Genomic DNA, 19,740 nt, shown 5'->3' with positions numbered 1-19,740 from the left:
GGGTAATGATGAGGAAGATATTCTATGACTTTGAAGTTTTTAAAAATAACTGGATGGTTGTGCTGATCGATTATGATACTAAAAAGGGTAAGGTTATTGTAGATGATGTTGATGAACTGAAGCGATTCTATAAGATGTTTAAAGATGATATTTGGATTGGTTACAACTCTAGAATGTACGACCAATACATTTTAAAGGGAATCCTGTTAGGAATGAATCCTTATTATATTAGTTCAAGAATTATTAATGATAATGTAAAGGGATTTAATGTTGTTAGAGAAGGTTATAAGATCCCACTGAATAACTTTGACATAACAACTGGTTTCCACAGCTTAAAGCAGCTAGAAGGCTTTATGGGTTCAAGGATTAAGGAGTCATCAGTACCATTTGATATCTCCAGGGCTTTGACAGAAAAAGAAATTAAGGAAGTTGTTGAGTACTGTATTCACGATGTGAAACAAACAATTGAAGTGTTTGATAATAAAAAAGAGGAATTCGAAAGTCAATTGGCTCTAATTGAAGCCTTTGATTTAGAAATGTCTATGTTTACAAAGACAAAAGCCCAATTATCTGCATTTATCTTGGGGGCTGAAAAGCAAGGAAACAGGGGAGATGAGTTTGAACTTAGATTTCCTAATACATTAAAAATTGAAAAATACAAACACATTGTTGATTGGTATAGAAATCCTGAAAATCTAGATTATAAAAAAAATTTAAAGGTTGATGTTGCAGGTGTACCTCATATTTTTGCCTGGGGAGGCTTACATGGCGCATTACCAAAGTATAAAGATGAAGGGATAATTTTATGTTGTGATGTTGCATCTCTATATCCTTCAATCATGATTGAATATGATTACATCAGTCGTAACGTGAAAAACCCTTTAAAATATACTGAAATCAGAGATACACGGTTAGAACTTAAACGGAAAAAAGATCCTAAGCAGGCTCCCTACAAGATCGTCCTAAACTCAACGTATGGAGCAATGAAAGATCAGTATAATCCACTTTACGACCCGTTAATGGCCAATAACGTATGTTTAGCCGGACAGCTGCTGTTATTAGATTTGATCGAGAAAATTGAACCGTATTGTAAACTGATTCAGTCAAATACTGATGGGTTGTTTATGAAAGTTGAAAAGGAATCTGATATTGATTTAATTAAGGAAGTGGCAAAGGAGTGGGAAACCAGAACACGATTAGATTTAGAGTGGGATGTTTATGAGAAGATTTATCAGAAGGATGTAAACAACTATATAATCATTGATAAAGACCAGAAGTATAAATCTAAAGGTGCTTATGTTAAAAAACTAAACAACCTGGATTATGACTTACCAATTGTTAATAAAGCCATGATTGAGTATTTTACAAAAGACATTCCAGTTGAAAAAACCATCAATGAATGTGATCAGTTAAGAGAATTTCAAAAGATATCAAAGGTTTCAAACAAATATATGTACGCTCTCTATGGAGAAGAAAGGCTACCTGAAAAAGTTTTAAGAGTTTTTGCTTCTAATGATGAAGATGCTCAAGGTGTTTTCAAGGTTAAAACAGAAGAACGAATTGAAAAAATCGGAAATACTCCACCGCGCTGCTTTATAAATAATGATAACGTTATTGATTTAAAAGTTCCTGATTATCTTGATAAGGAATATTACATAGAGATAGCCAAAAAACGAATAAATGATTATTTAGGAATATCGAATAGAAAGAAAACAAAGAAGGAGAAGTGATATGCATCGCAATTAAGAGTAAAAATAAAATTATAACACACATTTTCAAGTCTGTTTATGGTATGATGATTTTAATTCCCTTAACCACTTTTTCTTACATAAGTTATGAGCAGCATATACATAAAACAGAGGGAAATGAAAACTCAATAAAAGAATCATTTTATAAGAAGCCTAGACAGATTAGGATCCCATCAAGTGAGAATATTGTCTTACGGCTATTTAAAAAAGCTCAAACGAACAAAGAACAACAATTAAAAAGGCATACAGAGAAGATTATCTCAGCAAAACTCATTAAACCTAAGCAAAGTAAGAAAAGGCACAGGAAGGGAGGTGAGACGGTAAAGCATAAACTTTTTAAGAATAAAAATAAAATATATAAATACAGAAAAGAAAACAAGACGCCGGCAGCAAAGAAAACCATCCAGGTTAAGCTGAGTGCTTATATTGCCCACTGCCAAGAAGGATGCACAGGAACCACAAGAACAGGTGTTGATGTTACTCAATCAATCTATTACAAAGGGTATCGTGTTATTGCAACCGATCCAAGTGTTATTCCTTTGAATTCAATTGTTGAAGTAAGAATTGGTGGAAATACATTTAAAGCAATTGCAATTGACACTGGAGGCGCAATAGTTGGAAATAAAGTGGACTTGCTCGTAGCAACCGAGCGTGACGCAATTAATTTTGGTAAACAAAGTGGGACAATCTCGATTATTAGTTAGGAGGCGGTAAATTGCCGAAGTTTTGGTCTTATCCAGAAGGGTTAAGAGTCATCATAAATGAGAATGCAAAGAACGCTTGTCCTCATCATGTGGGACGGGAGGGGAAAATTATTGAGTTGCTTCACTCTGCGACATATGATTACGCGGTCAGTGATGAAACAGGTGATATTACATTCTTCAAGGAGCATGAATTAAATCCAGCTAAAGGAGGTTAATTGTATGTTTAAAAAGGGAGAGAAGGTGATTGCTGGTTTCACAGGAGAGATTGGTGTTGTTGCACAAGTTGATAAAGGACATGAGCAATTAGAAGTTGAGTATCCAGACGGCTCATATAGAGTGCTTGGCTTCAGCAATGTAAGAAGGGTGGAAGATAAATGACGATGATAATTTTAGAAGGCACTGACTGTTGCTACAAATCAACAGTAGCAGAAAAGCTAAGCAAAGAACTCGGATACCCGGTAATAAAAGGATCCAGCTTTGAATTGGCCAAGAGCGGAAATAAGAAGCTGTTCGAACACTTCAACAAGCTGGCCGAAGAGGACAATGTAATTATTGATCGATACATATATTCAAATTTGGTTTATGCGAGAAAGTTCAAGGATTACTCAATCTTAACGGAAGAGCAGCAAAGAGCGATTGAGAAGAAGATTAGAGATAAAGCAAAGGTGATCTACTTACATGCTGATCCGAAAGTAATTAAGCTGCGTTTACAAAAACGTGGTGATGAATACATAAATGATTGGGATATTGAACCGGTTTTAGAGTTATACAGAGAAGTAATGAGCGATATAGGGTTACATACATATTCATGGGATACAGAGCAGTGGTCTAGTGAAAAAATTGCTGAAGGCATTATGCATTTGATTGGATAACTCAAGACAAACGGCTATAAAACAATGCCTTAGAAAGGGGATTAATGAAGATGATTGCAGTGAATGGAAAGAAAGTTGAATTTACAGAGTTCCCAAATGGAGAATTAAACTTAAATCACAAAAGCATTGATGTCCTGGCGAATTCGGATTCAGCTACTAATGTAGGTTTTAAATTTGAAAATAATACTGACTTGATAAAACTGATGTTTGTTAAAAGATATTTAGACCAACTAAAAATTAAAACTACCAGTTTGAGTATTTCATATATGCCGTACAGCAGAATGGATAGGAGTGAGAACGGTTCACCATTTACTCTGAAATACGTTGCCCAGTTTATTAATGAATTAGGATTTTCAGAGATCGAAGTATACGAACCACATTCTGATGTAACGACTGCACTTTTAAATAGAGTGCAACCAAATTTCATTAATTTTAATTTGATTAATTTAGTGAAAAGAATTGTGGGCTTTAATGAGAACAAAGATTATTTGATGTTTCCTGATGCGGGTGCAAGTAAAAGATACAGTAGGATGAAAGCTAAAAATGTCCTTGTGGGACACAAGCATAGAGATTTTGAAACAGGCGAAATAAAAGGGCTGGAGCTTGTTGGGGACATCAGAGGAGCGATTGGACGCCAAGTAATAATTGTAGATGACCTTTCATCCAAAGGCGGTACTTTTGTCCATAGCTCAAAGAAATTACGTGAACATGGTTTTTCTAATGTGTACTTATTAGTAGCTCATGCAGAGAATACGATCTTCAAAGGCGAACTATTTAATCACATTGACACTGTCTTCACTACAGATAGCATCTTAACCGAACAAAACAATTGGGAAAATAAAAAATATGAGTCAAAGCTAAAAGTATACAATATTTGAACAAATAAAAACCAAACCTAATAACACGATAGAGAGGATTGATTCGATGAAAAAAACACCTGCAACATTATTAGCTGACTTTTATAAATTGAGCCATCGTGAACAATACCCTGAGAAAACAGAAAGTGTGTATTCAACTCTAACTCCACGTAGTAATAAATTTTTTCCGAGAGCTGATAAAATTATTGTTTTTGGTGTTCAGGGGTTTGTGAAAAAATATCTGATTGAGTACTTTAATAACCATTTCTTCAGAAGGTCTAAACAGGAAATTGTAAATGAGTATATGAGAATTGTTAAAAATGCACTGGGGAAAGAAAGTCCTGATACAAATCATATTGAAGAACTACATGATTTAGGCTACTTGCCAATTAAGATTAGAGCACTTAAAGAAGGTTCTCGGGTACCCATGAGAGTTCCAGTTTTAACAATTGAAAACACAGATAAAAGGTTCTTTTGGCTAACAAATTATTTGGAGACAATCCTCTCAACAGAGACTTGGCAACCTATGACTTCTGCAACTATTGCATATCAGTATAGAAAGATATTAGAGAAGTATGCTTTGCAAACAGTGGGAGATACGGAAGCTGTAGGATTTCAGGGACATGATTTTTCAATGCGTGGAATGTCTTCTTTAGAATCCTCCCAAACAAGTGGAGCAGGTCATTTACTAAGCTTTAATGGCACAGACACTATTCCTGCTATTACATATTTAGAAGAATATTATGATGCAAATGTAGAGAAAGAGCTAGTGGGCTCATCAATAAGTGCAACTGAGCATTCAGTCATGTGCTCCTATGGAGATAAAAATGAGTTTGATTTATTCAAACATCTTATGACCAGCGTATATCCAAGCGGATTCTTTAGTGTGGTATCTGACACCTGGGATTTTTGGAAAGTAATTGGAGAATATCTCCCTAAACTAAAAAAAGAGGTAATGAGTCGAGAGGGGAAAGTTGTAATTCGCCCTGATAGTGGAGACCCAGTTTTAATTTTGATTGGTGATCCTAATGGAGAAACAGAACTTGAACGTAAGGGATTAATCGAATGTCTATGGGATATATTTGGAGGGACTGTGACCAGGAAAGGTTACAAACTCTTAGATTCGCACATTGGAGCAATATACGGAGACTCAATTACGTTAGATCGTTGTGAGCGAATTGTGGAAGGGTTGGAATCCAAGGGCTTTGCAAGTACAAATGTTGTGTTTGGAATTGGCAGCTATACGTACCAATACAACACTAGAGATACATTTGGTTTTGCCGTAAAGGCTACTCATGCCATTGTTGACGGGGCAGAAAGAATGTTGTTTAAGAATCCAAAGACTGATGACGGGACAAAACGAAGTCAGCGGGGGAGAGTTGCAGTTATCAATGAAAACGATGAACTTACTCTCATTGACGGGTTAACAATCCAAGCTTATAACTCTGAATTTAAAAATCAAGATCAAATGGAGGACGTATTTATCGACGGTAAGCTAGTGAGAGATCAATCTCTACAAGATATTAGAAAAAGAATCAACAACTAATTAAAAGATCAATTTTATTTAGAATAAAAATAAATTATATGGAGTGATTCAGTGAAAGTACTAAGTTTATTTGACGGAATGAGCTGCGGACAAATTGCCCTAAATAAAATTGGCATTACTGATTATGTATATTATGCGAGTGAAATCGAAAAATCGAGTATCGCAGTAACACAAAGGAACTATCCATCCACAGTTCAACTAGGTGATATTTTAGAATTAGATGAACGTAAATTAAAAAGATTAAATAAAATTGATCTTTTGCTAGGCGGAAGTCCATGTCAGAACCTCACTATAACTGTAGCTGATCGAGAAGAGCATTTTACAGGATTGGCAGGAGATAAATCAAAATTGTTCTTTGAGTATGTGAGGGCGTTAAAGACAGTTGAGCCCAAGTATTTTTTATATGAAAATGTTGAGAGTATGAAAGAGAAGGATAAAGAAACGATTACTAAGAACTTAGGCGTTGAACCAATAATGATAGACAGTGGACTACTTTCTGCACAGGAAAGAAAAAGATATTACTGGACTAACATTCCAAACGTTAAACAACCCAATGAAAGGCACCAGGTCTTAGCAGATATTCTTGAGGAAAACGTTGATGAAAAATATTATTACAATCTTAATTATGATTTTTATGGGTTGCATAAGCGAGTAGCTGCAAGGCTCGATTTATACAACTATGATATTTTAAAAAGGGTATACAGTCCTCATTTTAAAGCACCAACCTTAACAGCCTGTAGAGGTGGTCATAAGCAAAAGAAAGTTATACATAATGATAGAGTTAGAAAGCTTACTCCTCTGGAATACGAGAGACTGCAAACGGTACCTGAAGGTTATACAAAAGGTGTTGCAGACAGTCATAGATACAACATGCTTGGGGACGGATGGACAGTTGATGTAATAGCTCATATTTTAAGCTATGCTGATTTTTCAACGTCAAAGGGAGTGCAAACAGAAGCGGCAATTTAAATAAAATTTGTCTTTTAAAGAGTAAAAATAAAATATAAGAGGTGAAGTCTTTGGTGAACTATCCAGAAAGCTTAAAAGAGGAAGCCGAAAAAATTAAAGATGAAGTAAGAAGCGGCAAATTAGACGAGGGGAAAATAAAAGCCATTGCTAAGTCTGCAGTTGAGTTTTTAAAATCTCAAGAAAAGAGTCATGCTCATTGCGCAGAAGTTGCTGGAGCGATTGCTGCAAACCTAGATGAGTTCTTCAAGTCTTATCTAGCAGAGGATTAATACAACAGGATAAAAAGAAAGGATAAAGGGATGTTTATTGAAAAGGTACTATGTTAGATGTAAAGATCATGAAGGCGAAAACGCGTCTTTAGTAATTGAAGCAACATCTGTAGAAGAGGCTAAACGAAAGGCATTAGACATACATAAAGTAAAGATCGTTTATAACGTGAGCATTGGGGAAGGTAGGGGGACAAATTACCTTCAGAGAAAACATTCGCCGTACATAAAGAATGACAACGGGAAAGCTATAATCATATTCTCGTAGAGGAGGTTTCGGGTAATTAGGGATATTGCCAGGGATATCATTAATAATGACGTTGATGAGATTGAGGAAATATTGGATAAGCTTTGGGTTTATTTAGAGAACAATTTAAGGTCAGAGGATAATCGTATATGGAAAAGATGTGATTCGGATATTTTGGCTGCAACAGTAAAACTAAGAAATTTAAAAGAAACTTTTTAAGAATAAAAATAAAATAGTTGTTGATTGTTCGAGAGAATGCGAGTATATTAGAAATATAAGAATCGAGGTGATGCATTGGAGTGTGTTAAATGCAAGGATCACATTGGCGACATCGTTTATTACATAAGGATATCCGACAACAAAGAATACAGGGAATTCCCGGTGCACAAAGAATGCGGAGAAGCAATCAAGAAAGAATGCATTGTGAAGTGTAAAGACATGAAATTAGAAAAGACATTGGATTACTTGCAGCTACTTTAAGAGTAAAAATAAAATATTCCTTTTATCGAGATATACGTCAAGAAAAAGTGTTTAGAGAGGAGACAATTTAATGGCAACTAATTGGTTTATCAGTGATCCACACTTTGGACATAAAAACATCATTAAATATGAAGGCGATAAACGACCGTTCACAGATACAGAACACATGGACAGTGTTATCATTGAGAACTTTAATAACACTGTAAATGAAGGGGATACAGTATTTTGGCTAGGGGATATGTTCTTCTGTAATTCAAAAAGAATTGAGTACATAGTGAGTCGGTTAAAGAAAACCAGAAACATACTTATTAGAGGAAATCATGACAAAGGAATTTCAGATACAAAGTTTAGAAGACTTGGTTTTGATCCACATAGGATGTATCTCTATGAGGATTACATCCTTACTCATGAACCAATTTCTCAGGTGAATATGAACAGATTGATTAAGGAATTTCAACTTTGTTGCAATGTACATGGGCATACGCACAGCAAGAAAACTGGCTTAGAAAATTTAAGTCATGTGTGCATAAGTGTTGAGAATACAGATTTCAAACCCGTAACGATTGATTGGATAAGTAGTAAGCGATGGGATGCGTGCAGGAATACTTATTGGAGGAAATAGTCAGAAGGGAATATTAATAATTTCCCGGGCAAGCGCAGTAAACGACAAATTGGAACAAAGTCTTTAGGGGAATAAGGTAAAGGAGAATTGAATCATGGAAACATTAGATGCACCAATTTACGAGATTAAGCAAGAAAGCGATTGGTATAAGGCTGAAAAGAAACGAAGAGAAGACATTAACAAATTCTTTGATAAATTCGAAGAAACATATGGAATTAAGGAAGGTTTTTCGTTTTATCATTCTGAGTATTTCGGGGTTCGTGCTGGAACAAAAGCATATGATCTCTTTAAAGATGAGGTGGTGAAAAACCCAGTAAAAGACGGCTTCTATGCTTTTAAAAAACGTTCTAAGTATTTCACAGAGATAGGGTCTATGATAGAGAAAATAGAAGGGGCAAATCCTTTCAAAGGCCATGATGTATTAGGAAGAAATAATATAACTGCAAGTCAGTGGCTGGGTGATAGATGGTTTTTTGGCGTAAGAGATGAGAAACGTGTAGAAGGTGAAGAAGCTACACCTATCGACTTCAAAGATTATCTGAAAATTGTAATGGAGCATTTAGATTAAAATTCAATTTTTATAAAGAAAGGAGAAAACCATGAGAGACATTACATCCGAATTCACATTAAGAGGAGTAAACAGAAAAACTCTGAAACTCCTGGCAACTAAGAGTATTGATTATCCAGATACATGGGTAAAAGTGCAAATTGGAGATCAAATGGCAGAAGTTGAGGCCAAACAACTATTGGTGGCAATAACGGCATTTAATGAAATGTGAGAAGGGGGTAACTAAAATGCAGGATAAATTAACTTCAGCAGTTCACTTTATTGAGGTCAATCGGGATGAAATGGGTGACAAAAAATCACTAAACATGCTTTTAAAGGCCTTAAAGAAAATCATCAATGAGGGAGAAAAATGAGATTTCACTTACTTGAAGAGAAACAAATGAGGGATATGGGTTTTACTGATCATGTGAAATCAAAATGGTACCTCGTAAAGACAATTCAGCCTAACATTACTTTTAATTTAACAATACATAAAAACAGTCTCAAAGGTGAAATTGACATTTTAAATGAAAGATGTTTGCAACCATATGATTATCAGTATTACATGAATGTTCATACAAGAGAAAAACTTGAATTTCCACATATCATACATGATAAAGTCCAAGAAATTATGTCTTACTTAATTGAAGAGGGAATTATCTCAGATTACACATTAGGAAGTTACATTTAAGGAGGTGAATAAGTGGGACGACATAAAGCAACATTTGAAGGGAAGGTAATTAAGAAAAGTTGGACATTAGGTCTGTGTGATGCACTTGTCCCAATTGAGCAGCAATGTGAATATCAGACATTTTTTGAAGGTGTCATCGACTTAGACCCAATTGAAGTCGAAGGGAAAGTGTATATCCCAGGGTTTAACGAATACGTAGTTGTGACAGACAGGCAGCGCAACACAAAAAATGAATGGACATATCAGACTGACAAGGTAATTAAAACAATTGAAGATAAAGAGAGCCTTGAAAAAGCAATTCAAAAACAAGAAAAAATAGAGGAATTTAATCAGCAACTTAAACAAGAATATAAACGCTTTAAAGAGGAAGAAGAAAAACGTAAAACTTCATGGTGGAAGAGGCTGACTAAAAAAGACTAAAGGAGAGATATTTATTGAATAAGGATACAAAAGATATTCGGAACGGTTTCTTTATCGGATCAGGTTCTCTGATTGTAGTTGGGTTACTCATTTTTGTTGAAGCATTGACTATGTCACTAGTTGTCTATTATGGATTGAATCATGTGTTAAACCCATTGCTTATTGATACATACAACATTCAAAATGTCCATATCACTTTACCTCATGCATTTGTGATTGGTGTTTTACTCAACGTATTTGTCAAAGGTGTAAAACGGTCAGATCAGGAAAAAGATGAGAACATTTTCAAGAAAGCCGGTAAGTCTTTACTTCATTCAGCTTTTGCATTGATTGTTCTGTATGTCAGTACATTGTTTATTTAACGAAGGAGGAATCTGAATATGATTAAATCGCAGCAAGTTAAAGTTTTTAGAGAGACGTTACATTGTGATGAATGCGAAGAAGCTCCAGAGCTTGTGTTTTCAAATATGATGCTCACATCAAACCCACCGAAATATCCGTTTCAATGCCCATTGTGCATGAAAAAAGTTTATATGAAAACAACCTATCCAAAGGTTAGATACGAATCAGTTGATTGAAGTCTAAATAAAAGTTTTATTTTATCTGAAAATAAAGGGAGTGTAAAATAGAATAAAACAATAAATTGAAAAGGTGGAATTTAAATGGATTGGCTTTACAATTTACTACAATTAAGTGCTGTTGGAGGAATTGTTGGTACTGTATCAGGTGCGTTAATTAATAGAGCATCTAATGCTAAACTTCAAAAAATGCAAACTGAAATCAATACGAATTTAGAGAAACTAAAAATTTATGAAAATCAGTCTGCCCTAAAGAAGTCTGAACAGATCGAAAAACTTTGGAAAATTTTTCTGGATATACTGAAAGAAAAGAAAATGCCTCGAGAACAAGAATTAAACAACCTTTACTTTAAAGTATTCCTTTATGCTCCAGATGAAACAGTCAGAAAGTTTATTAAATGGAAAGAACATGCCGCAATTTCGGAGCCCACTGAGGAGTCTAAAAAAATGGCCTTGTATTACTTTGCTGAGTTTATTGTTTCTTACAGGGAAGAACTGGGGCAACCTGATACTAACGTTACTGCAGATGATTTGCTAAGAATATTTTTAACTGACTATGAAGACTATTATAAAGAGGCTTCTGTAAGTAAATAAAAGGATGATTTTAAGGAGTTGATTAGACATTAGTATAAGTCAAAGGAAGTCTCAACGTATTCGAGAAGCTCTGATAAATTCAAATACAACTGCTGAGGAAATTGGAATGGATAAAGCATTATCAGAAGTTCTCAATCTACTCAAGAGAAGAATTTTGGAGCTGGAATCTTTGTATTATCCAGAGTGGGAATATGAAAATGCAAAAGTGAAGCTTGAAGAGCTTAGAGAAATGGTGAATAGAATTAATACACTTCGAGGAACCGGGAAGGATGAACAAAATGAATTTGGAAGCGGTTTTACATCTCAGCAAATATGACAGCAGTTCAAAAAGTGCTCAAGATGCACAGAAGTTGTTGAATGCTTTGAAGGATACATACGATGTAGTCGGTTGTCGGTTTAGACATTATAAAGGCGGTCTTTATAAGGTTATTGGAGAGGTCATTCACACTGAAACAGAAGAAAAGCTGGTTACATATGAAGACCAGGACGGATTACTTTGGGCAAGACCTAAAGACATGTTCTTTGGGAAAGTGGTTATTGATGGCGAAGAGATTATGAGATTTACAAAAATAGATTAGGAGTTGACGAAATATGATGAAATTCTTTGAGGTAAGCGATCCATATTACGCATTAATCAAGGCAAATACAAAGGAAGATGCAATGAAGCTGTATACAGAAGAAGTTGCTGATGATGACGAAGAGAATCTTAGCAAAGAAATGTATGAAGTTTCATTAGATCATGCAGTAAAAGCCTACATTCATAGAACTGGATTTGAACAAGGATTCTTCTTTAAAGATGAGATTACAAACAATTTAAAAGGCAGAGAAGAAGGCATAGTTGTAATGGATGGACATTTATTGTAAGAGAATAACTCTATAAAATCACAGTTTCATAGGAAGGGGATGCAAAATGAGTGCAGCAAGAAAGTGGAGAGATCTAAGAAGCAAATTAATTGGATATAAGGCATTCGGTAAGTTTAGTGATGTTGTTATTGACCATATTCTCAATGATATGAATGAGTTAGATGTAAGACATGAAAAAGATAAAAACAAAAAATAAAGAAAAGGGAGTTGTGGAATGGGAGCTGCTAAACAGTTATACGTTAAGCGCAGTCACTTTGTAACCTTGGATGAAGCAAAAGAAAATACGCAAGTACATATGAAAAATGGTGGTTCATACACTGCTTTAAAAGGCGAACTGATTGCGACCAATCTTGAAGGAGATCAAATGGTTATCACGCAAGAGCAGAAGGATAACTACATTCCAGTACCGATGACAGAGCTATCAGACTATGAAGCTCAAATGTCCAAAGGCTATGCTGAGATGGCTGAGATCAATTTAGAAATGTCTGAAGCATTCCATCATGCTGAAAATGAAGCAGAAACAACAACGAACAGCTTGGTTAATGGGGAATATAAAGAATATTGATTATTACATATGAAAGTAAGACAGGAAACGTGAAAAGATTTGCTCAAGCACTGCAAAGGGAGTTAAACTTCGACATCATTGAAATTACAGATGATTTAATTGTGGAAGAAGAATTCATACATATTACATATACGATAGGCTTTGGGGAAATACCTGAAAGGACTTTGAATTTTATTATTAAGAATAAAAATGAAATAAAAGGAGTTGCTGTGAGTGGTAACAAGGTTTGGGGTGATAACTATGGTCTAGCTGGGGACAAACTTTCAGCAATGTTCCACGTACCATTGTTATTAAAATTTGAACTAAGTGGAACAAAACTAGATTTGCAGAAGATTAATCGGGAGGTACAACTTATTGACAAACACAATACCAAAGTGGATCAAGCTCAATAATGAGATCATGATTCAGAAAGACGGTAAGTTTCAATTTGAGAAGGATAAGGAGGCCGTACACAGTTACTTTGTTGATAACATTAATCAAAACACAGTCTTTTTCCATGACTTAAAAGAGAAACTGGATTATCTGATTAAAAATGATTATTACGAAGAAGAATTCTTAAGCGAATACACATTTGAGCAGATTAAATCGATTTTTAAAATTGCTTACAGTTACAAATTCAGATTCCCATCTTTCATGAGTGCCTTTAAGTTCTACAATGACTATGCATTGAAGACAAACGACAAAACAAAAATTCTGGAGAGATATGAGGATCGCGTCTCAATTGTAGCTCTGTATTGTGCTGAAGGTGATTATGAAAAGGCTATTGAGGAAGTACACGCGATGATGAAGCAAGAGTATCAGCCAGCAACACCTACTTTCCTTAATGCAGGTCGTAAGCGAAGAGGAGAAATGGTGAGCTGCTTCCTACTTGAAGTGGGAGACAGTTTGAATGATATTTCACGGGCGATTGATATTTCAATGCAATTGTCTAAAGTGGGTGGTGGCGTAGCGCTTAATCTAAACAAATTACGAGCCAAGGGTGAAGCGATTAAAGACGTAGAGAATGCAACTAAAGGTGTTGTAGGCGTCATGAAGCTATTGGACAATGCTTTTAGATATGCCGATCAGATGGGTTGATTTGGCCCCTTTCGTCAGAAATGGCGATCGAAAACCTCTTTAATTCATGGGAACTCCTACAAGGACAATCATGAGCGAAGCTAGACTAAAGTCTTGAACGTGCAACGACTAGCCGAAAGGCGTAGGCTGCAAGCTATTGGCAGTCGAAACGGGAGGCATCCTAAAAGGATGAAGATATAGTCTAACCTTCATGGCAACATGAAGCAGCCGTATGGCGGGGCGTGCTTAGCGAACACGTCTGAATGGTCTGCAAAGACAAGGTTCAGGAGCGGCTTATCTCAGTGTTTTTCACCCAGATATTATCGATTTCTTAGATGTCAAAAAAATTTCAGCAGATGAAGATGTCCGAGTTAAAACACTGTCTATTGGTGTAGTTCTTCCTGATAAATTCATTGAATTGGCAAGAGAAGATAAGGATTTTTACATGTTCTATCCTCATTCAGTTTACAAAGAATATGGGCAGTATCTTGATGAAATGGACATTAATAAAATGTATGATGAGCTTGTTGAAAACCCTAGGGTTAGAAAAGCAAAAGGGAATGCTCGAAAGCTGTTGGAGCAATTGGCCATTCTAAGAAGTGAATCTGGCTATCCTTATATCATGTTTGCTGACAATGTAAATAAAGTGCATCCAAATGAACATATTTCAAAAGTGAAGTTTTCTAATTTGTGTTAACTGTAGCACCTTCGATCAGCAATGATCGTAGCAAACCCGTCTAAACGGTGAAACTCTATTCATTAGACAATACCGTGCTAAACCGCACCTTGCGGAAATGCCGAACGACTATCGAAACCACGCATACGCGTAAGGGAGTAGAGTACATCACAAGCATATGGTGATGGAAACGGCGGGCGGCCTTATGGGTCGATGATATAGTCTATTCTTACGAGTGATCGTAAGCAGTTCATAAGAGAACGGACGAGAGTGTTGCGCCTTTCGTTGAATATTAAAGTCAGAGGTACTCCAAGCATCACAAGTGTCAGTTTATGCAGATTACGATAAGGAAGATGAAATTGGATTAGATATCTCATGCAATCTTGGATCCATGAACATTGTAAACGTAATGAGTAACCAATCAATTGCTTCAACAGTCAGAATAGCAATTGACTCACTGACAACTGTTACAAGGAAAACAAACATTGTAAATGCCCCAGCTGTTGCGAGAGCAAATACACTAATGCGATCAATTGGTCTAGGGCAGATGAACCTACATGGTTTTCTGGCTCAAAATAAAATCTCTTATGAAAGTGAAGAAGCTAAAGACTTTGCAAATACATACTTTATGATGGTTAACTTCTACTCCCTGCAGCGTTCAATGGAAATTGCAAAAGAAACAGGGGAGACGTACTACAAGTTTGATGGATCGACCTACAAATCAGGTGAGTATTTTGATAAGTACGTGACAAATGATTATAGCCCTAAATATCAAAAGGTTAAAAACCTGTTTGGAGATCAACATATTCCTAACATTGAAGATTGGATGAAGCTTAAAGAGGATGTTATGAAATACGGTCTGTATCACTCATATAGGCAAGCTGTTGCACCTACCGGTAGCATCTCATATGTTCAATCATCTACGGCCGGTGTAATGCCTATTATGGAGAGAATCGAGGAACGTACATACGGAAACAGTAAGACATATTATCCAATGCCAGGTTTATCGGCTCAGAACTGGTTCTTCTATAAGGAAGCATACGACATGGATATGTTTAAGGTAGTTGATCTTATTGCAACGATTCAGCAACACATCGATCAAGGGATTTCATTTACGCTGTTCCTGAAAGATACGATGACGACAAGAGATTTAAACCGGATTGACTTATATGCGCATCACAAAGGTATTAAAACGCTGTATTATGCTCGAACGAAGGATACGACTCAAGAGGGTTGCTTGTCATGCGTTGTTTAAATATCTATACGGACAAACGCATCACAGAAGTCGGTGAAGTCTTTCGGTATCTATTTATTAGCCTTGGATGCTTTCGACTTGTATTTGCGTTAGGAGAAACAGTTTGGTATGAGAAGGGAAGAAAACGACGGATTCCTATATTTTTTAAGAAAGATCGAAATGTTTTCTTCTTTTATTGTTATTACCTTGCAGTAGCTATTGGAGTTCCAGAAGTTAAGGAGGACGAATAATTGACAAAAATTTATGACGCAGCAAACTGGTCAAAGCATGAAGATGATTTCACCCAAATGTTTTACAACCAAAACGTAAAGCAGTTTTGGCTTCCGGAAGAGATCGCATTAAACGGCGATCTTCTCACTTGGAAGTATCTTGGAACAAAGGAACAAGACACTTATATGAAAGTTTTAGCTGGACTTACATTATTGGACACAGAGCAGGGGAACACAGGCATGCCGATTGTAGCCGAGCACGTTGAAGGGCATCAAAGAAAAGCAGTATTAAACTTTATGGCCATGATGGAAAATGCTGTCCATGCGAAATCTTACAGCAACATCTTTCTAACTTTGGCTCCAACCGAGAAGATCAATGAAGTCTTCGAATGGGTTAAAAACAATAAATTTCTTCAAAAGAAAGCAAAAACAATTGTTTCGATTTATGAAGCAGTTCAGAAAAACGATGATATTTCCTTATTCAAAGCGATGGTTGCGTCTGTGTTTCTGGAGAGTTTCCTTTTCTATTCAGGGTTTTATTATCCGCTTTACTTTTATGGACAAGGGAAGCTCATGCAGAGCGGGGAAATTGTAAATTTAATTATCCGTGACGAGGCGATACATGGCGTTTATGTCGGATTGTTAGCACAGGAGATATATAAGAAACAAACTCTTCAGAAGCAAAAAGAATTGTATGGATGGGCTTTAAGCTTTCTACAGGAGCTTTATGAAAATGAATTGGAGTATACAGAAGATGTTTATGATCAGGTTGGTTTAGCTCCAGATGTAAAGAAATTTATCAGGTACAACGCAAATAAAGCATTAGACAACTTGGGCTTTGATCATCTGTTCGAGGAAGAAGACGTTAACCCAATCGTTATTAATGGATTGAGTACTAAAACTAAGTCGCATGACTTCTTTAGCCAAAAAGGGAATGGGTACAAAAAAGCAACGGTGGAGCCATTAAAGGATTCAGATTTCATTTTTACCGAGAAAGGATGTATTCAATGAGATTAATTAAATTAGAGCAGCCAAATTGCAATCCCTGCAAAATGGTGTCCAATTACTTAAATGATGCAGGAGTCAAATATGAGACAGTTGATGTAACACAGAAGCCAGAAGTGGCAGCGCAATATGAGGTAATGGGTGTACCGGTAACTATCTTGCTTAATGAGCAAGGAGAAGAAGTAAAGCGGAGCATTGGCTTTAAGCCTGATGAGCTTGATAAGTTAGTGAGGGAGGTTGTTTAAAATCACAGAAGAGCAAAAGTCTTTAATTAAGATTGGTGACACACTTAAGTGCCTAAAAGGTGATTGGCATTTTGAAACCAATTGCAATTACACAGTTTATGGAGATAATGCAGACAACACTGGTACACCAGTCATCTGGTGTGATGAAGTATCTCCTCATACAGTAAAGAGTTTGAATTTGGAACAGTGGGAAATCGTTCAGAAAGGATCAATAAATGAGGTTAAATATGAGAGATTATAGAATGTATATTTTAGTTAACGAGGATATCAAAATCAGCAAAGGGAAGTTAGCTGGGCAGGTTGGGCATGCAGTAATGAGCTATGTATATCACAAAGCAGTCAAGCCATTAAGTGAAGGAAGAGAAATTAAAAGCCTAGATGAATATATGAAAGAACAAAAGAAAATCATCTTAAAATGCCCCCAATACAAACTTGAAGAGTTAGAACATGCAGGAGGATATACTGTTATTAGAGATAAAGGTTATACACAACTTGAGCCTAATACTCTGACTTGTATTAACTACGGCATTAAGACACCTGAACAGCTTCCTGAATGGGTGAGAAATCTTAAACTCTACAATTAAAATATTGTTAGACAAAATAAATTAAAAAACAAAAGGAGAATATTAAATGGGGAAAATGGATGAAGTAATTGTTGTAGCACCTAGAGATAAAGTATTTGATAATGGAAAGCTAGACTTTCAAGGGATTGAAGCTGATCCGAATGCAATTGATCAAATAATCGAAAATCTCGCTGAAAGCATGACCACTATGAGGAGAGGAAACGCTGAGGAGAACCAGAACTATAAACAACCAATTCCTTATGCCGTTTTACAAAAAGGAGACCAAGTATTTGCATACGAGCGCTTAAGGAAAGGCGGGGAAAAGAGGCTTCATGATCAATTATCAATTGGTGTTGGCGGGCACATGAATATAACTGAAGCAACAAATTTTTGGGAAGCCATTGATGAAAACTTAAGGAGAGAGCTTTCAGAAGAATTGTTTATCTCAACTTCTAATTTAAATTTAGAAGTTGTGGGATTTATAAATGATGACTTAAATGAAGTGGGGAAAGTTCATTTAGGCATAATGATTATTGTTAAACTGCCTGAAAATACAGAGGTATCAGTAAGAGAAACAGATCAATTAAAAGGCTTTTGGTTAAATGAGCAAGATTTTGATAATCCAGCAGTATTTAATCGTTTAGAATCTTGGTCTAAATACGTAGCTGATATTATTTATTAGTTTAAACCCCTGGCTTTGATCATGATGTTTGTCAGTGGAGGGTCTCAGCCAGGGTACAACTTAAAATACTCAAAAAACTCAACAATTATGCCTACAAAGAAGTTGTTTTAGGAAAAGGCATCAATACAGGGATGTTGATGGAATGAACATCTCTATAAAAGAAGACTTTTATCTAAACAATAAGGAGGAAAAAGACGATAAACAATAACAATTATAAAGATTTGCAAGCAAAATATGACGACATGCTCTTCAGGAATGGTCTGTGTTTAGGATTTATTCAAAAACATGGGCTTGAAGATGTGTTTTTGGAGCATATGAAACAAGTTGCAGCTTATGAAGAAGACCAAAGGTATAGAGTTGCAGCAGTTAATTTTTTGAGTTTATTAGAATCAAATTAAAACAAAAAGGAGATTTGAAAATGAAAATTTCAATTAAAACAAGGCTAAATCCGACTGATCAATATAAGGTTGACGACTTTATTAATGCATTTAAGAACTTGCCGCCAGAAATAAGAATTCAGCTTTCTATGGACAACGGGAACAGTTGGCTGTTAGAACAAGTGTCAGTGAAAACAGAAAGAATCCTTCTTGATTGTTTACAAGAAGAAATTAAAAATATTGATAATCACCCTCTTTATTCTCATGCCACTTCATTAGGGCAAACTGTATTCCACAATACTCATAAAATTGCCGATGTTTTCAAAGAGTATGTGAAGAAATATGAATAATCACATAAAGAAAATAAAAAACCATCTAAAAGAAATAGACAACCTTAAAAATGGCCTAAAATTATTCAGTGAAGATGAAGAAGAATACATAAGCTTATTAGCTAAGATTCAACATCAGTTTGATTTAATTTCAGATGAATCAATGGAAGGGTTTAAAGAATTAACTTTACATATAAGAAATACAGGTCAGAAAAGAATACAACGAGGAATTGACCAGCTACCTCATACAATCAAAGAAAGTGTAAGTGAAGAAATCAAAGACATGAAGAGAGCCGGAGAGTTGTTTGATTAGTTATAATTATTTATAGGATAAAAATAAAATAAGGAGATGTATTAGGATTACATACTTTACGTTATTACTTGCAGCATACTTATTTGCACTAAACATTAATGAAATTAGATTAATTACTCGAGGGGAACAGAACGTATACGCTAAAGTCACACGTTTGCTTTCTAACTCACCGTATAAAGAACTGAAGAAGAATAAGAACTTAGTGTATGTCATGACATTGTTCAAGGGGATTTCGTTCATTATCCCCTTGGCTACTATTGGACTGATTACGCATGGTAACTTGCTAATGTTAGCTTGGACAGCTTTTGCTTTAATATATACCGGTTTAACAATGTTTAAAATTCTTGATGTTTTGGACGGTGATTCAAACAATAAACAAAACAAGTTCGTGTACATGCTTTTTGTTTGCGGTAATATTGTCTTCGTGGTTAACTTTATTATCAGCTGGTTTAGATAAAGG

General features: G+C 35.6%; 31 protein-coding genes and 4 pseudogenes. All 35 read left to right on the top strand.

The window, feature by feature from the left end:
- The first annotated feature begins 5 nt into the window (after positions 1-5).
- The 35 genes and pseudogenes from OQ477_RS06260 (at position 6) to OQ477_RS06090 (ending at position 19,737) form a co-directional block, all read left to right on the top strand.
- Positions 6-1,730, top strand: coding sequence for a DNA polymerase domain-containing protein (locus OQ477_RS06260; RefSeq protein ID WP_172406368.1), 1,725 nt, complete (start codon positions 6-8; stop codon positions 1,728-1,730).
- Positions 1,727-2,452: a 3D domain-containing protein gene (locus OQ477_RS06255; RefSeq protein ID WP_265971800.1), complete on the top strand. Its 726-nt coding sequence runs from the start codon at positions 1,727-1,729 to the stop codon at positions 2,450-2,452. Before OQ477_RS06260 ends, OQ477_RS06255 begins: the two co-directional genes overlap by 4 nt.
- Before the next feature lie 11 nt (positions 2,453-2,463).
- Positions 2,464-2,667, top strand: a complete 204-nt coding sequence (locus tag OQ477_RS06250) for a YorP family protein (protein ID WP_045207838.1) — start codon at positions 2,464-2,466, stop codon at positions 2,665-2,667.
- Between the two features lie 4 nt (positions 2,668-2,671).
- On the top strand, positions 2,672-2,830 hold the full coding sequence (locus OQ477_RS06245; protein ID WP_165882056.1) for a hypothetical protein: 159 nt from the start codon (positions 2,672-2,674) through the stop codon (positions 2,828-2,830).
- Entirely contained in the window at positions 2,827-3,324 is a 498-nt protein-coding gene (locus OQ477_RS06240; RefSeq protein WP_265971799.1) for an AAA family ATPase, read from the top strand. The genes OQ477_RS06245 and OQ477_RS06240 overlap by 4 nt, the downstream gene beginning before the upstream one ends.
- 38 nt (positions 3,325-3,362) lie before the next feature.
- Positions 3,363-4,202 (top strand): annotated as a pseudogene (locus OQ477_RS06235) (ribose-phosphate pyrophosphokinase); the annotation flags it as partial.
- Between the two features lie 46 nt (positions 4,203-4,248).
- Positions 4,249-5,727: a nicotinate phosphoribosyltransferase gene (locus OQ477_RS06230; RefSeq protein WP_265971798.1), complete on the top strand. Its 1,479-nt coding sequence runs from the start codon at positions 4,249-4,251 to the stop codon at positions 5,725-5,727.
- Positions 5,728-5,778: 51 nt separating this feature from the next.
- Entirely contained in the window at positions 5,779-6,696 is a 918-nt protein-coding gene (dcm, locus tag OQ477_RS06225) for a DNA (cytosine-5-)-methyltransferase (protein WP_265971796.1), read from the top strand.
- A gap of 50 nt (positions 6,697-6,746) precedes the next feature.
- The gene (locus OQ477_RS06220; RefSeq protein ID WP_323054500.1) at positions 6,747-6,965 is read left to right on the top strand and encodes a hypothetical protein; all 219 of its coding nucleotides are present in this window, start codon (positions 6,747-6,749) and stop codon (positions 6,963-6,965) included.
- A gap of 794 nt (positions 6,966-7,759) precedes the next feature.
- A complete protein-coding gene (locus OQ477_RS06215) occupies positions 7,760-8,311 on the top strand; it encodes a metallophosphoesterase (RefSeq protein WP_265971794.1) in 552 nt (183 codons plus the stop codon).
- 94 nt (positions 8,312-8,405) lie between these two features.
- Positions 8,406-8,879 (top strand): hypothetical protein, encoded by a 474-nt coding sequence (locus tag OQ477_RS06210; protein WP_122504002.1) that lies wholly within the window; start codon positions 8,406-8,408, stop codon positions 8,877-8,879.
- 31 nt (positions 8,880-8,910) lie between these two features.
- Positions 8,911-9,090 (top strand): hypothetical protein, encoded by a 180-nt coding sequence (locus OQ477_RS06205; RefSeq protein ID WP_020954083.1) that lies wholly within the window; start codon positions 8,911-8,913, stop codon positions 9,088-9,090.
- Positions 9,091-9,106: 16 nt separating this feature from the next.
- Positions 9,107-9,232, top strand: a complete 126-nt coding sequence (locus OQ477_RS06200) for a hypothetical protein (RefSeq protein ID WP_265971791.1) — start codon at positions 9,107-9,109, stop codon at positions 9,230-9,232.
- A complete protein-coding gene (locus OQ477_RS06195; RefSeq protein WP_265971789.1) occupies positions 9,229-9,549 on the top strand; it encodes a hypothetical protein in 321 nt (106 codons plus the stop codon). The genes OQ477_RS06200 and OQ477_RS06195 overlap by 4 nt, the downstream gene beginning before the upstream one ends.
- A 72-nt stretch (positions 9,550-9,621) precedes the next feature.
- On the top strand, positions 9,622-9,969 hold the full coding sequence (locus OQ477_RS06190; RefSeq protein ID WP_416346526.1) for a hypothetical protein: 348 nt from the start codon (positions 9,622-9,624) through the stop codon (positions 9,967-9,969).
- Between the two features lie 14 nt (positions 9,970-9,983).
- Positions 9,984-10,331 (top strand): hypothetical protein, encoded by a 348-nt coding sequence (locus OQ477_RS06185; protein WP_265971785.1) that lies wholly within the window; start codon positions 9,984-9,986, stop codon positions 10,329-10,331.
- 18 nt (positions 10,332-10,349) lie between these two features.
- The gene (locus OQ477_RS06180) at positions 10,350-10,547 is read left to right on the top strand and encodes a hypothetical protein (protein ID WP_182077814.1); all 198 of its coding nucleotides are present in this window, start codon (positions 10,350-10,352) and stop codon (positions 10,545-10,547) included.
- An 84-nt stretch (positions 10,548-10,631) separates the two neighbouring features.
- Positions 10,632-11,141 carry a hypothetical protein gene (locus tag OQ477_RS06175; RefSeq protein ID WP_265971783.1) on the top strand — a complete coding sequence of 170 codons (510 nt, stop codon included), beginning with the start codon at positions 10,632-10,634 and terminating at the stop codon, positions 11,139-11,141.
- A gap of 106 nt (positions 11,142-11,247) precedes the next feature.
- Positions 11,248-11,457, top strand: a complete 210-nt coding sequence (locus OQ477_RS06170; RefSeq protein WP_094295851.1) for a hypothetical protein — start codon at positions 11,248-11,250, stop codon at positions 11,455-11,457.
- Positions 11,420-11,719, top strand: a complete 300-nt coding sequence (locus OQ477_RS06165) for a DUF1653 domain-containing protein (RefSeq protein WP_094295852.1) — start codon at positions 11,420-11,422, stop codon at positions 11,717-11,719. The genes OQ477_RS06170 and OQ477_RS06165 overlap by 38 nt, the downstream gene beginning before the upstream one ends.
- 13 nt (positions 11,720-11,732) lie before the next feature.
- Positions 11,733-12,005 (top strand): hypothetical protein, encoded by a 273-nt coding sequence (locus OQ477_RS06160; RefSeq protein ID WP_142295831.1) that lies wholly within the window; start codon positions 11,733-11,735, stop codon positions 12,003-12,005.
- 46 nt (positions 12,006-12,051) lie between these two features.
- The gene (locus tag OQ477_RS06155) at positions 12,052-12,201 is read left to right on the top strand and encodes a hypothetical protein (RefSeq protein ID WP_154019767.1); all 150 of its coding nucleotides are present in this window, start codon (positions 12,052-12,054) and stop codon (positions 12,199-12,201) included.
- 18 nt (positions 12,202-12,219) lie between these two features.
- Positions 12,220-12,570, top strand: a complete 351-nt coding sequence (locus OQ477_RS06150) for a hypothetical protein (RefSeq protein WP_265971778.1) — start codon at positions 12,220-12,222, stop codon at positions 12,568-12,570.
- Positions 12,567-12,962 carry a class Ib ribonucleoside-diphosphate reductase assembly flavoprotein NrdI gene (gene nrdI, locus OQ477_RS06145; protein ID WP_265971777.1) on the top strand — a complete coding sequence of 132 codons (396 nt, stop codon included), beginning with the start codon at positions 12,567-12,569 and terminating at the stop codon, positions 12,960-12,962. Before OQ477_RS06150 ends, nrdI begins: the two co-directional genes overlap by 4 nt.
- Positions 12,925-13,644, top strand: a pseudogene (locus OQ477_RS06140) (ribonucleotide reductase N-terminal alpha domain-containing protein); the annotation flags it as partial. The gene nrdI and the pseudogene OQ477_RS06140, both read left to right, overlap by 38 nt.
- A 253-nt stretch (positions 13,645-13,897) precedes the next feature.
- Positions 13,898-14,320, top strand: a pseudogene (locus OQ477_RS06135) (ribonucleotide-diphosphate reductase subunit alpha); the annotation flags it as partial.
- Positions 14,321-14,600: 280 nt separating this feature from the next.
- Positions 14,601-15,557, top strand: a pseudogene (locus tag OQ477_RS06130) (ribonucleotide-diphosphate reductase subunit alpha); the annotation flags it as partial.
- 230 nt (positions 15,558-15,787) lie between these two features.
- Complete coding sequence (nrdF, locus tag OQ477_RS06125; protein WP_265971776.1) at positions 15,788-16,777, top strand: class 1b ribonucleoside-diphosphate reductase subunit beta; 990 nt, start codon at positions 15,788-15,790, stop codon at positions 16,775-16,777.
- Positions 16,774-17,016, top strand: coding sequence for a thioredoxin domain-containing protein (locus OQ477_RS06120; protein ID WP_265971775.1), 243 nt, complete (start codon positions 16,774-16,776; stop codon positions 17,014-17,016). Before nrdF ends, OQ477_RS06120 begins: the two co-directional genes overlap by 4 nt.
- Entirely contained in the window at positions 17,009-17,257 is a 249-nt protein-coding gene (locus OQ477_RS06115; RefSeq protein WP_095353299.1) for a hypothetical protein, read from the top strand. Before OQ477_RS06120 ends, OQ477_RS06115 begins: the two co-directional genes overlap by 8 nt.
- A complete protein-coding gene (locus tag OQ477_RS06110) occupies positions 17,244-17,600 on the top strand; it encodes an aminoacyl-tRNA hydrolase (protein ID WP_014470241.1) in 357 nt (118 codons plus the stop codon). Before OQ477_RS06115 ends, OQ477_RS06110 begins: the two co-directional genes overlap by 14 nt.
- 46 nt (positions 17,601-17,646) lie before the next feature.
- The gene (locus tag OQ477_RS06105; RefSeq protein WP_094295858.1) at positions 17,647-18,261 is read left to right on the top strand and encodes a hypothetical protein; all 615 of its coding nucleotides are present in this window, start codon (positions 17,647-17,649) and stop codon (positions 18,259-18,261) included.
- A 418-nt stretch (positions 18,262-18,679) separates the two neighbouring features.
- Entirely contained in the window at positions 18,680-18,988 is a 309-nt protein-coding gene (locus OQ477_RS06100; protein WP_041482552.1) for a hypothetical protein, read from the top strand.
- Positions 18,981-19,280: a hypothetical protein gene (locus OQ477_RS06095; RefSeq protein ID WP_110124162.1), complete on the top strand. Its 300-nt coding sequence runs from the start codon at positions 18,981-18,983 to the stop codon at positions 19,278-19,280. The genes OQ477_RS06100 and OQ477_RS06095 overlap by 8 nt, the downstream gene beginning before the upstream one ends.
- Before the next feature lie 154 nt (positions 19,281-19,434).
- Positions 19,435-19,737, top strand: coding sequence for a hypothetical protein (locus tag OQ477_RS06090; protein ID WP_307772231.1), 303 nt, complete (start codon positions 19,435-19,437; stop codon positions 19,735-19,737).
- Positions 19,738-19,740 lie beyond the last annotated feature (3 nt).

It is taken from the genome of Bacillus sp. ChL18 (assembly GCF_026241425.1).
GTDB lineage: Bacteria > Bacillota > Bacilli > Bacillales > Bacillaceae > Bacillus > Bacillus velezensis.
Note: the sequence above shows the minus strand (reverse complement) of the source record. Positions and strands in the feature narration are given on the sequence as shown.